The sequence below is a fragment of the Gemella sp. genome (genome assembly GCF_057272915.1).
In genome coordinates this window covers 1-12,942 of the sequence record NZ_DBHIUF010000033.1, presented here as the reverse complement: position 1 = coordinate 12,942, position 12,942 = coordinate 1, and the positions used below count along the sequence as shown (strand labels likewise).

The following is a 12,942-nucleotide window of genomic DNA, read 5'->3' as shown; positions in this document are numbered from 1 at the left end:
GTCGAATGTAGTTGGGCTTACGCCCTGTGAGACTAGAACGTTGCCAGGCTTTTGAGGTCTAGTGCTAAAGCATTAGACTTATTATTCCACAGTAGCTCAGTTGGTAGTAGCATCTGACTGTTAATCAGAGGGTCGCAGGTTCGAGTCCTGCCTGTGGAGCCATTTTTTGGCCCGTTGGTCAAGTGGTTAAGACACCGCCCTTTCACGGCGGTAACACGGGTTCGAATCCCGTACGGGTCACCATTTGAACGGAGGTTTAGCTCAGCTGGGAGAGCACTTGCCTTACAAGCAAGGGGTCAGCGGTTCGATCCCGTTAACCTCCACCATTTTTTAAATAAGCCGGGAAGATAGCGAAGAGGCTAAACGCGGCGGACTGTAAATCCGCTCCTTCGGGTTCAGTGGTTCGAATCCACTTCTTCCCACCATTCTTTATAACATTGGGATATAGCCAAGCGGTAAGGCAACGGACTTTGACTCCGTCATTCCCCTGGTTCGAATCCAGGTATCCCAGCCATGAGCCATTAGCTCAGTTGGTAGAGCATTTGACTTTTAATCAAAGGGTCGAAGGTTCGAGTCCTTCATGGCTCATTAATTGAATAAAAGGCTAATTATTTAGCCTTTTATATTTTTGGCCCGTTGGTCAAGTGGTTAAGACACCGCCCTTTCACGGCGGTAACACGGGTTCGAATCCCGTACGGGTCATCTTAACCTAGTCGTAGCTTTTGTTACGACTTTTTTTATGTAAGAGAAAGAAATTAAAAATAGTATACTATAAAAATAATGGTCATCAGAATTTATATTCTAATGACCATTTGTCTTTATTTTTTTAATTCTTTTGCTGTAAAACTTAGAGGTAGTACTTCTTGAAAGAAGTTATATACAGCATAGGTATTTTCAGAAGTACCTAAGATTAATTCAAAATCTTCGTCTGCAAATTCAGAAATTACTTGTCGACAAACTCCGCAAGGTGGACAATAATTTTCTAAATTGCCATTAGGACCACCTACTACTGCGATTTTTTTGAATTTTGTAACTCCTTCACTTACAGCTTTAAAAATTGCTGTTCTTTCTGCACAGTTTGTGGGAGAATAACTAGCATTTTCTATATTGCAACCAGTATAGATTTTTCCATTTTCAGCTAGTATCGCAGCACCTACTTTAAAATTAGAGTAGGGAACGTAAGCATATTTTGTTGCATCGATTGCTGCTTTTACTAATACTTCATTGATATCTTCTTTAATTTCATTGTTTTGCTCTATTAATTTGAATATAGTATCCGCAACACCACCTTCAGAATTTGTTTTTTCTGTTACGTATTTAGCGTGTTCTTTTAATATTGTATTACCATTTTTCATAGCAACGCTGTATCCAACAATATCTAGCATTGCTTGATCATTCAGATTATCGCCAATTGCGACAGTATTTTCTAAGTTTATTCCATAGATTTTCGCTATTTCTTTTAAGGCTTCACCTTTAGTGGCATTTTTATGCATTATTTCTATATTATTCGTACCAGATGATGTCACACTTATATTTGTATTTTCTGATAATAGTTTGGTAGCATTTTCTAGTTTCGATATATCATTAGATATAGCTATTATTTTGATTGGGGGATTTTCTTCTTCATTAAGGAATAATTCTATATTCTCAACCTCAGTAATATACCCCATATCTAATTTTAGCTGTGCTTCTGCACGTAAATGCTCAACGTCTGGGTCATAGCCATTAGACCTAATTAAATCTATATACGCGTTTATATCAGTTTCTATACTTCTAGTATATATAGTATTTTTTGTATAAAGTTGATAACTTATATCAAAACTTTTCAATATTTCAATTGTATAGTATAAATCTTTAGGTATCATAGGAGTAATACTGATGATATTACCATTTTTATCATAGACAATACCACCATTAAAACTAATCACATCACAATTAATATTTTCTTCATTTAAAGCTGGTAAAGCTTCATAATAGGCTCTCCCAGTCGCTACTACAAATTCTATTCCTTGATTTTTGGCATAATTAATAAGTTCTACATTCTCTTTTGGAATTTTGTGGTTATGATTTAATAAAGTTCCATCCATATCACTAGCTATTAATTTTATCATAAAAAATTTAGAAATACGATAGTAAATCGTATTTATCCCCTTTCTTAAGTGTAATTTGATTATAACATATATATAAGAATATTGTAAGAGAGTAATAGAATTTCACTATGAATTGAGTTCAATTTCTATTATTAATTGTGTATTTATGATAAGATAGAAGATAACTATATTGTTTGTAGAGAGTGATATAATATGATAATTAAAGATATAATAAAAAATAATAATTTAGAAGAATTATTTGCTAATGTGAAAATTGGTATAGAAAAAGAAGGACAACGTGTTTTAAAGAATGGGGAAATAACTAAAACTAATCATCCAAAAATATTTGGAGTAAGACACGAACATCCTTACATCCAGACTGATTTTGCTGAATCACAGGTCGAGTTGATAACAACACCAGAAAATAACGAAAAAGATGTTTTAAGGATTTTGAATGCTATTCATGAAGTTACATTAAAAAATATGCCAAAAGATGAATATATTTGGCCTTTGAGCATACCTGCGATATTACCAAAAGAAGAAGATATCAGAGTTGCACAATTTGAAAAAAAATCTGATATCACGTATAGAGAATATTTGGTAGAAAAATATGGAAAATATAAGCAAATGGTATCAGGTATACATTATAATTTCCAATTAGATGATGTGTTAATGGAAAGAATATCTGAAATTACTAAAAAAGATCTTGTAGGTGTAAAGAATGATGTTTATTTAAAACTAGCTAGACAATTTTTAAGATATCAGTGGCTATTAGTTTATTTATTTGGTGCTTCACCATTTGCTGAGGATAAATATTTTACAGATGGCAAAAAACCAACTGACTTTGTAAGAAGTTTAAGAACTAGCAGATATGGTTATGTAAATGAAGATGATATTAAAGTATTATATAGTTCGTTAGAAAGATATATTAAAGATATAACAGGATATGTAGAAAATAAACAATTAATAGCTGAAAAAGAATTTTATTCTAGTGTCCGTTTTAGAGGTGCAGATACTATCAAAAAATTTCCAAATCAAGGAATTAAGTATATTGAATTTAGATTATTTGATTTAAATCCATTCGCACCTTTCGGTATTTTAGAAAAAGATATTAGATTTGTACATTTATTCATAAAAACTCTAGTTTGGTTAGAAGAAGAGGATAAAAATACTTCTGAATCTTTAGGGTATGAATACAGTGAGAATGTAGCACTTTCACATCCAATGGAAAAGGTTAAGTACGAAGAAGAGGGACTGTGGCTATTAAATCAAATGAAAGATATGGTAGAAAAAGTAGGTCTACTAGAAGATGATATTGTTTTAATAGATGAAAAGATTGAAGAATTAAAAAATCCTGAACTTACTATAGGAGCTAGACTTTTAAAAGAATATCAAAAAGAGAATGATATGGTTAAAGTAGGAATGAAGTTAGCTAAAATTTATAAAGAGGATGCTTTAAGAGAATATTATTCATTAAGTGCATATTCTAATATGGAACTGTCTACACAAGCTGTAATTGAAGATGCAATAAAAAATGGTATTAAAGTTACTGTTATTGATGAAAATGATCAGTTTATTCGTTTAGAAAGCAATGAAAGAGTAGAATATGTAAAAAATGGAAATATGACAAGTAAAGATAGTTATATTTCTCCGTTGATTATGGAAAACAAGGTTGTTACTAAAAAAGTATTAGCTGAAAAAGGTTTTAGAGTACCGAAAGGATATGAAGTTTCTAGTTTAGAAGAAGCATTACAAAAATTTAATTATATAAAAAACAAACCAATTGTAATAAAGCCAAAGAGTACTAATTTTGGATTAGGAATAACTATTTTTAAAAAAGGGACTAGTTCAGTAGAAAATTATTCTAAAGCTGTAGAATTCGCACTTAAAGAGGATAAGGATATACTAATAGAAGAATTTATAGAAGGAACAGAATATAGATTCTTTGTTATTGAAGGAAAAACTGAAGCTGTATTATTAAGAGTACCTGCAAATGTTGTAGGTGATGGTAAATATACAATAAGAGAATTGGTTGAACAAAAAAATTCGGACTTACTAAGAGGAGATGCAAAGAAAACACCACTAAAAAAAATAGAGTTAGGAGAAATTGAGCAACTACAACTATCTGAACAAGGATTAAATTTCGATTCTATATTAGCTGTGAATGAAGTGGCATATCTTAGAGAAAATTCAAATATCAGTACAGGTGGAGACTCTGTGGATATGACAGATGAGGTTCATGATAGCTATAAAGAGCTAGCTGTTCGAATATCGGATGCTATGATGGCTAAGGTCTGTGGTGTAGATCTAATAATTTCAGATATAAAAGAAGAAGTTAGTGCAACTAATTATGGGGTTATCGAAGCCAATTTTAATCCTATGATGATGATGCATATTTATCCACATTCAGGAAAATCAAGAAGATTATCGCTAAATGTATTAAAAATGCTATTTCCAGAAAAAAATATAAAATAGATTGCCAGTAAATTTCTAATGCTATATAAAGATGATAATGTAACCCAAAAGGTTAAGTTATTGTCTTTTTTTATGGTTAGGAATAAAAAAACAATTGTAATATTATGAAAGCATGAAAATAATATTTTCACAATATAAATTTTTCTATAAAATTTTATATATTTTCCTGTAAAAACATATAAAATTTTTAATTACAAAAGCGACTCAAAAGGTTTTGTAATTATTGATATGAAAAATAATATATCTTACATTTAAATATTAATAATAGAAATCGATTGCATGTGTGTAAAGTAAGAAACTAAAACATTTACAAAAAAAATAATAAATGATATAATCTATCTGTATGCAAAGGTATACACGTCATAATAAATAAGAATTAAATAAAAGGAGGTACTAAGATGGTAGGAATTATCATCGCGAGTCACGGTGAATTTGCTGCAGGAATTAAACAATCAGGTTCTATGATTTTTGGTGAACAAGAAAAAGTAGAAGCAGTTGTATTTATGCCAAGTGAAGGACCAGAAGACTTGCAAAGAAAACTTCAAGAAGCTATTGCTAAAGTAGATTCTGAAGAAATTCTTTTCCTTGTCGATCTTTGGGGTGGAAGTCCATTTAACCAAGCTAACAAGTTATTTGAAGAAGCACCAGAGAAGAGAGCAATCGTAGCAGGATTAAACTTACCAATGCTTATTGAAGCATATGCTAGTAGATTCACTATGACAACAGCTCATGAGATTGCAAAAGCAATCACACCAACAGCTATTGATGGAGTTAAAGTTCGCCCTGAAGAACTACAACCAAAAGCAGAAGTAGCTGAAAGTACAACAGCTGCACCTCAAGGAGAAATTCCTGAAGGTACAGTACTAGGAAATGGGAAAATAGAATTTGTATTAGCCCGTATCGATACTCGTCTACTACATGGACAAGTTGCTACAAACTGGACAAAAGCAACTCATCCAAACAGAATTATTGTAGTTTCAGATTCAGTATCAAAAGATGAATTACGTAAAAAACTTATTGAGCAAGCAGCTCCTCCAGGAGTACGCGCACACGTAATTCCATTAGATAAACTTGTTCAAGTTTATAATGATCCAAGATTTGGTGATACAAAAGCGTTATTATTATTTGAAACACCACAAGATGCACTTACAGTAATTGAAAAAGGAGTAGAGATTCCAGAATTAAACATCGGATCTATGGCTCACTCAGTTGGTAAAGTTCAAATTAATAACGTATTATCATTAGATCAAGAAGACGTAGAAGTATATAAAAAACTTCGTGATTTAGGAGTTAAATTTGATGTTCGTAAAGTATCTAACGATTCTCCATCAGATTTATTCAAACTTATTGAAGCTAAATCAAGTGAAGGTTTAAAATTATAATTTAATAGAAATTAGGAGGACACTATGGAATTTAGTATTCTAACAGTTATATTAGTCCTAATTGTTGCGTTATTAGCTGGTATGGAAAGTATCTTAGACCAATTCCAATTCCATCAACCAATTATTGCTTGTTCATTAATCGGTTTAGCAACAGGACATTTATCAGAAGGTATTATTTTAGGTGGGGCTCTTCAATTATTAGCACTTGGATGGGCTAATATTGGGGCTGCGGTTGCTCCAGATGCTGCTTTAGCATCAGTAGCATCTGCTATTATTTTCATTAAAGCTGGAGATTTCTCAGCTGAAGGACGTATTATTGCTATTGCAACAGCTGTTACATTAGCTACAGTTGGTCTTGTACTTACAATGGTTGTTCGTACACTATCAGTAGTTATTGTTCACCAAGCTGACCGCGCAGCAGAACACGGTAACTTCCGTGGAGTTGAATTCTGGCACTACGTAGCACTTGCAGCTCAAGGATTACGTGTTGCTATTCCAGCAGGGTTATTAATGTTCATTCCATCATCAGTAGTTCAAAAAGCCCTTGAATCTTTACCAAAATGGTTCACAGAAGGTATGGCAATCGGTGGAGGAATGGTAGTTGCGGTTGGTTTCGCAATGGTTATCAACTTAATGGCAACTAAAGAAGTATGGCCGTTCTTCTTCTTAGGATTTGCATTAGCACCAATTAGCCAATTAACATTAATCGCAACTGGTATCATTGGATTATGTTTAGCTATTATTTACCTAAACCTTTCTAAAAACAAAGGTGGCGGTGGTGGAAATACTTCATCTGGAGATCCACTAGGCGATATCTTAAACGATTATTAATAAGGAGGAACTACAAATGTCAGAGAAAAAAATTACATTAAGTAAAAAAGATCGTCGTAGCGTTATGTTACGTTCTCAGTTCCTTCAAGGTTCATGGAACTATGAACGTATGCAAAATGGTGGTTGGGCATTTGCTTTAATCCCAGCGCTTAAAAAATTATATCCAAATAAAGAAGATGCTACTTTAGCATTAAAACGTCACTTAGAGTTCTTTAATACTCACCCATATATTGCAGCACCTATTCTAGGGGTTACACTTGCTTTAGAAGAAGATAAAGCAAATGGAGCTGATATCGATGATGCAGCAATCCAAGGGGTTAAAGTTGGTATGATGGGACCATTAGCAGGTATTGGGGATCCAGTATTCTGGTTTACAGTTCGTCCTATCCTTGGAGCTATCGCAGCTTCATTAGCAACTGGTGGTTCAATTATTGCACCATTATTCTTCTTTATCGCATGGAACTTAATCCGTATTGGATTCTTATGGTATACACAAGAATTTGGTTATAAAAAAGGTTCTGAAATTACAAGTGACCTTTCAGGTGGTATCTTACAAACAATTACAAAAGGAGCTTCAATCCTTGGTATGTTCGTAATGGGGATTTTAGTTCAACGTTGGACTAACATCAGCTTCCCATTGGTAGTTTCTAAAGTACCGTTAGATGAAAAAGCATTTATTCATTTCCCAGAAAAAGGCACACACATTACTGGTGAAGTATTACAAGATATTGTTACAAAAGCAACAAGTGGTAAATTCTCATTAACACCAGAAAAAGTTATAACATTACAAGATAACTTAAACCAACTTATTCCTGGATTTGCAGCGTTATTATTAACATTCGTTTGTATGTGGTTATTAAAACGTAAAGTAAGCCCAGTAGTAATAATCTTCGGATTATTTGCTTTAGGTGTAATTGCTCACGTAGCTGGTGTAATGTAATAAAGTTTAGGAAGTTGAGTCAAAATGGTCTCAACTTCCTTTTTAAAATTAACTATGGAAAATCTATAGGAGGTGAGAGGAAATGGTAATGTCTATGAATAGTAAGGTGGTATACACAACTAAAGCTAATTGCCTTACTGGTTCAATTGGAAATAAGCATGGAGATGTTATGGTAGGAGATAAGGCTTTTGAATTTTATAATCATAGAAATCCTGAAGATTATATTCAGATACCATGGACAGAAATAGATAAAGTTAGAGCTCAAATGTTTTTTAGAGATAAATATATTAGAGGATTTTTTATTGATACAAAAAGAGCAGGGAGTTTTAATTTTATTGTAAAAAATTCTGGAAAATGCTTAAAAGAAATGAGAGAATTCATTGGAAATGACAAGATAGTAAGGAATAAGCCAGTGTTATCATTAAAAAATTTATTTAGAAAAAAAGATTAATACTTTGATATTAGTCTTTTTTAATTTTAAAAATATTTTCATGAAAACGCATTGCAAACATCATATTTTTCTTGCATTTTCATGATTTTTATATTAAACTATAGTTGAAAATAAAAATCAGTATTATAACAGTAAGTTATTGTATCAATTAAAATTTTTAAAGAAGAGGTAAGAAGATGGAATTATCAGCAAATTCTCCAACGCGAAAGCAAGGAATTATTATGTTTGCTATCCTAATTACTGCATATGTAGTATTTGCTACTAACTGGGTGGCGGGATCGAACTTGTCAAAACAAATAACAGATCACTATTTTAATGGAGAAAAGGTTTCTCCAATAATATCGGAAGTTGTAAACTATACTATAACTATAGCAAGAATTATAGCTAATTTACTTGCTGCTTTTATATTAATTAAATTACATCCAAGGAAAGCTGCGATTTTAGCACTATTTTGTTTATGTTTTTCATTTTTCGCAATATTTACTCATAATTATTGGTTATATACATTTTCTAGAATGATTATGGCATTTGGGGGATCAATGATAATTGTGTTTATAAACTCATTTGTGGCTAAATTTATACCGAATGATAAGAAAATAATGACTAGTGCAATTATCACCGCTGCATATAATGTTGGAGCTGCATTAGTTGCTATTTTATTCTTGTTATTTAAAGAACATTTTGTGGATGACTGGCGTTATACTATGATAGGATTTAGTATTTTCAGTATAATTCTATTTATCTGTTGGTTAATTTTTTCTCATGATTTTGAACCAACAATTACTTGGAAACATCCTAACTATTTTGTTTATAAGTTGTTGATTGAATCAAAAGAAACATTGCATGAAGAAGAAGTTAAGAAATATACTTATGCCGATGGATTTAAAGATAAATTTATTTATGTATTTTCACTTGGATTTGGTGGTTTCTTATTTTTATATGTTATGCCGTTAGTGTCGCTTCCTAGAGTTGTAGCAGAATATGCCCATAATACAAGTTTTAAACCAGAGTTTATGATATTAACTGTAACTCTTGGAGGAATAATTGGAACTTTATTTAGTTTAATAATCACTAGAAAATTAAATTTTAGAAGGAACCCTTTTTTAATCGCTCATGGAGTATTAATGATTGGATTCATGGCATTAGGATTAGCTTTTGTTTCTACTAATGTTGTGTTATCTTATGTTATGTTTAGTTTATCAGGATTTTTCATGTATTCACAATATCCAGTATATTTAAATCTTCCATATGAATTACCAAATATGAATTCTCAAAGATTAACGATAATGTTTGGAATTTTCTGGGCTTTTGGATATGCAATTTACACATTATTTAATTTTACGTGGAGTCTAGTCTTGAATCATATGGGATATAATTCTTCAATAATATTCTATTTATTAGGAAGTGTAATGTATATTATTTTTGTATTCACATTCCCTGAAACAAGACCAAAAAAATAATTAAAAATCTTTAGAGGTAGCATATATTTCTAAAGATTTTTTTGTTATGATAATCTCCTATGTAAAATAATTTGAGTGGGTATATTAATTTGATTTTAAGTAAACTTTATACAATACTAGAAATGCAAAATAGTAGGTTGTGTATTAAAAATATGATATATTATCCTTAAAAGTAAAAGAAAAAGGAGAGAAAATATGAGTAAAATAAAAAAAACAGCATTAATTGGAGTTGTAGGAGCATCGGCACTAACAGCAGGATATTATACTTTTGTAAAGCCTAGTACGCAAAGTTTAACGACAAACTCTACACCTCAAAATACAAAACAAGAAGCACAAAAAGAAAGTAAAAAAACAAAAAGTACAAGTACTAATACTACGTCTTCTTTAGGAAAAGAGAATGTCACATATAAAGATGGTACGTACACAGGGGGAGTAACAAAAACAAACGTAGGGAATTTCCAAGTTAGTGTAGACATTCAAGGTGGAAAAATAGCCAATGTAAATGTCTTGCTTCAACCAAATGAGGAATTTTCACAAAGTATTAATAAAACAGCACTTCCAAAGTATGTTGAGGAAGCAATAGTTGCTCAAAGTAGTGATATTGCATTAGTATCTGGAGCATCTGAAACATTCGAAGGATTTAAAGGTTCTTTACAAGATGCATTAAATAAGGCAAAATAAAATGTTTAAGTTTAAGACCTATGTATTGAAAAGAATGAACATGCCGTTCACAATAGCCTTTGTTAGGGATAGTTTTGATGAAATTTTAATAGACGCGTTGAATCAAATTGTTTATGAGATTGATAAATATTTACAAAACGTGGAAGAGAAATTTTCACCGTTCTTATCAGAAAGTTTGGTCAGTAGGCATACTGACTTAGGTGAAGAATTACAAGATGATTTTTTTGATATAGAATATCAAGAAGTCTATAGCAGGTCTATAATCGCTAAAAAAGAAACTCAAGGTTTATTTGATCCATTTTTTAATGGAAAATATAATCCAACAGGATTTGTGAAGGGTTGGGCAATAGAAAATGCCTTTATGAAATATATAAAGCCGCTTATTGATAATAACATAATAGAAGCAGGAGCTATTAATGGTGCCGGAGATATACAAGTTGGTACTAGACTTGATAGTAATTTTTCTTGGGAAATCGGGATAGAGAATCCTGAAGACAAGGAGAAAATAATTGCTAAGTATAGTATAAAAAATGGAGCTGTGGCAACTTCGGGGCTTAGTAAAAAAGGCCAACATATTAAAAGTGATAATGATATTAATCATGTTCAAGTCACGGTAGTTGGAACATATCTATCAGATGTTGATGTACTGGCTACTGCAGGAGTAGTTGCTAACGAGAAAATTTGGAGTGAAATAGTAGAAAATAAATTGTTAACAGGGATTTTGTTAACAAAAGAGGGTATAAAAAGAGTTTTTGAGGAGGGAAAAATAACGGATGTTAAGAGATCATAGATTTATATTTAATATGATTTGGTTAATAGTATTGTTAACAATACCGTTACCATTAATAGTAACATTAGGAAATGGTTTGCCGGAGGTCTTTGGAAGTAGAGTACTAGCAATTAATTTAGGGGTATTTGCTTATTCATGGATGCTATCAGCAATTTTTCTATCTTCACAGCCAAAATGGTTAGATAGAATAATAGGATTACCGGATATGTATATAATTCATGGAGTAACTGCAATTTTTGCTGTAATCTTTATGTACTTACATGATCAATTGTTGAAATCATCGGGGCTTATCTCTTTAACAGGTGAATGGGCAATGTATATTTTTATGGCAGTAATCATATATTCACTTGTTTTTATGGCTGGTTGGTTAACTTCAAGAATAAGTATCTTAATGAAAATCAAAAAGATGTTAGAAAAAATCTTTAAACATGAGTTATCTATGTGGATACATAGACTTAATCTAGTAGCTGCATTATTAGCTTTCTCACATGTTCTTTTGATTCCATATATAAGAAGTATAGTTTCATTCATTATTTTAGTTATTTTATATACTGTAATTGCATTCGGAGCTTATGGACACTATGCATATAATAAGTATTTAAATGTGCAAATTGGGCTTTTAAAAAATGTTAGTAAGGTAGATGAAAATATTATGGAATTAACAATTACTACTAGTAAATCAGTTTTAAGAAAAATAGAAGCGGGTGATTTTGCATTTATTTCATTCCCTAATGTAAAGGGAATGAAGGAGCCACATCCATTTTCTATATTGAATATACCAGAGCGAGATGGCTATGTTCAGATGTCAATTAAAGGTGTAGGTGATTTTACAAAAAATCTTTCTAATTTAGAGATTGGAGAAAAAGTTAATCTAACTAGAGGATATGGTGTGTTGAGTTCAATGATTGAAAAGTCAGGTAAGAATGAAAAGTTTGTTCTTATTGGTGGAGGAATTGGAGTTGTTCCTTTACTTGGATTAGCAGATAAATTTGATGATAGAGATATTACATTTTTATATACTGTAAAAAAAGATATGAAATTATTATATCAAGAAAAATTCGAGTTATGGAATGAGAGAAGTAATTTTAAATCATATTCTCAAAATGGAAGATTTACAACAGAGCAATTAGACAAATATTTACCGATTGGTGAAGAGTATAATTATATAATTGCAGGACCAATGGTGATGAATATAGCATATGAGAAAATGCTGAAAGAAAAGGGGATAAAGAAAAATAGAATATTCTATGAAGGATTTAACTTTTAGATGATTTAAAGGATTGTAATACGAAAAGATGTATTACAATCTTTTTTTAGAGGATGAAGATAGTTTTTAATATTTAGATTATTGTATTAGATAAATTATAATGATATGATATAAAAAAGAAAAATAGTAAGGAGAGGAGGATTACTTTGAAAAAAGTTGCAATTATTTTGATACGAAAAGATTCAAAAGGCTTAGTTGATAAAAATATAAAGTTATTCTGTGGGAGACCATTATGTTTTTATACGATTGATGTAGCAATAGATAGTAAAGAATTTGATGAAATATGGGTATCTTCTGATTCTGATAAGTATCTTAGCCTTTGTGAGGAAAAATATGGAAGTAGCTGTAAATACATACGGCGTTCTGCAGAAGTATCTCGTGATTCTTCTACAACTTACGAAACTTTAGAATTTCTATTTAAAGATGTTAAGGAAGATTTTATTTTTATGAATTTACAGGTGACATCACCACTAAGAAAAGTAGATCATATATTAGAAGCTTTTGAGTTATTTAAAAATTGGGCAGTGTCAAGATTTTTGTGTAAACACAATCTGATGTTTTAAATAAAGTTAACT

General features: G+C 31.2%; 11 protein-coding genes and 7 tRNA genes. 17 read left to right on the top strand and 1 reads right to left on the bottom strand.

The genetic code is table 11. The annotated features are described in order from the left end of the window. Positions 1–85: 85 nt before the first annotated feature. The 7 genes from ACO6OL_RS08430 (at position 86) to ACO6OL_RS08400 (ending at position 702) form a co-directional block, all read left to right on the top strand. Positions 86–162 (top strand) — tRNA-Asn (locus ACO6OL_RS08430). A gap of 6 nt (positions 163–168) precedes the next feature. Continuing rightward, positions 169–243: transfer RNA gene (locus ACO6OL_RS08425), tRNA-Glu, on the top strand. A gap of 7 nt (positions 244–250) precedes the next feature. Next, positions 251–326, top strand: a tRNA-Val gene (locus tag ACO6OL_RS08420). A gap of 15 nt (positions 327–341) precedes the next feature. After that, positions 342–425, top strand: a tRNA-Tyr gene (locus tag ACO6OL_RS08415). 13 nt (positions 426–438) lie between these two features. After that, positions 439–514: transfer RNA gene (locus tag ACO6OL_RS08410), tRNA-Gln, on the top strand. A 1-nt stretch (position 515) separates the two neighbouring features. Further along, positions 516–588: transfer RNA gene (locus ACO6OL_RS08405), tRNA-Lys, on the top strand. A 42-nt stretch (positions 589–630) separates the two neighbouring features. Then, positions 631–702: transfer RNA gene (locus ACO6OL_RS08400), tRNA-Glu, on the top strand. A 116-nt stretch (positions 703–818) separates the two neighbouring features. Here ACO6OL_RS08400 and ACO6OL_RS08395 read toward each other — a convergent pair. Then, on the bottom strand, positions 819–2,111 hold the full coding sequence (locus ACO6OL_RS08395; protein WP_485502812.1) for a cytidine deaminase: 1,293 nt from the start codon (positions 2,109–2,111) through the stop codon (positions 819–821). A 192-nt stretch (positions 2,112–2,303) separates the two neighbouring features. Between ACO6OL_RS08395 and gshAB the strand changes: the two genes are divergently transcribed. The 10 genes from gshAB (at position 2,304) to ACO6OL_RS08345 (ending at position 12,930) form a co-directional block, all read left to right on the top strand. Next, the gene (gene gshAB, locus ACO6OL_RS08390) at positions 2,304–4,565 is read left to right on the top strand and encodes a bifunctional glutamate--cysteine ligase GshA/glutathione synthetase GshB (protein ID WP_485502811.1); all 2,262 of its coding nucleotides are present in this window, start codon (positions 2,304–2,306) and stop codon (positions 4,563–4,565) included. Between the two features lie 398 nt (positions 4,566–4,963). Further along, positions 4,964–5,947, top strand: coding sequence for a mannose/fructose/sorbose PTS transporter subunit IIA (locus ACO6OL_RS08385; RefSeq protein ID WP_485502810.1), 984 nt, complete (start codon positions 4,964–4,966; stop codon positions 5,945–5,947). A gap of 24 nt (positions 5,948–5,971) precedes the next feature. Next, complete coding sequence (locus ACO6OL_RS08380; RefSeq protein WP_485502809.1) at positions 5,972–6,778, top strand: PTS mannose/fructose/sorbose transporter subunit IIC; 807 nt, start codon at positions 5,972–5,974, stop codon at positions 6,776–6,778. A 16-nt stretch (positions 6,779–6,794) separates the two neighbouring features. Continuing rightward, positions 6,795–7,718, top strand: coding sequence for a PTS system mannose/fructose/sorbose family transporter subunit IID (locus ACO6OL_RS08375; protein WP_485502808.1), 924 nt, complete (start codon positions 6,795–6,797; stop codon positions 7,716–7,718). A gap of 82 nt (positions 7,719–7,800) precedes the next feature. Beyond that, positions 7,801–8,169, top strand: coding sequence for a DUF956 family protein (locus ACO6OL_RS08370; RefSeq protein WP_485502807.1), 369 nt, complete (start codon positions 7,801–7,803; stop codon positions 8,167–8,169). 176 nt (positions 8,170–8,345) lie between these two features. Further along, entirely contained in the window at positions 8,346–9,629 is a 1,284-nt protein-coding gene (locus ACO6OL_RS08365; protein ID WP_485502806.1) for an MFS transporter, read from the top strand. A gap of 195 nt (positions 9,630–9,824) precedes the next feature. Continuing rightward, a complete protein-coding gene (locus ACO6OL_RS08360) occupies positions 9,825–10,310 on the top strand; it encodes an FMN-binding protein (RefSeq protein WP_314160387.1) in 486 nt (161 codons plus the stop codon). A 1-nt stretch (position 10,311) separates the two neighbouring features. Next, positions 10,312–11,100 (top strand): FAD:protein FMN transferase, encoded by a 789-nt coding sequence (locus tag ACO6OL_RS08355; RefSeq protein WP_314160386.1) that lies wholly within the window; start codon positions 10,312–10,314, stop codon positions 11,098–11,100. After that, positions 11,084–12,367, top strand: a complete 1,284-nt coding sequence (locus tag ACO6OL_RS08350; protein WP_485502805.1) for a ferric reductase-like transmembrane domain-containing protein — start codon at positions 11,084–11,086, stop codon at positions 12,365–12,367. Before ACO6OL_RS08355 ends, ACO6OL_RS08350 begins: the two co-directional genes overlap by 17 nt. Before the next feature lie 146 nt (positions 12,368–12,513). Next, positions 12,514–12,930, top strand: a complete 417-nt coding sequence (locus tag ACO6OL_RS08345) for an acylneuraminate cytidylyltransferase family protein (protein WP_485502804.1) — start codon at positions 12,514–12,516, stop codon at positions 12,928–12,930. Positions 12,931–12,942 lie beyond the last annotated feature (12 nt).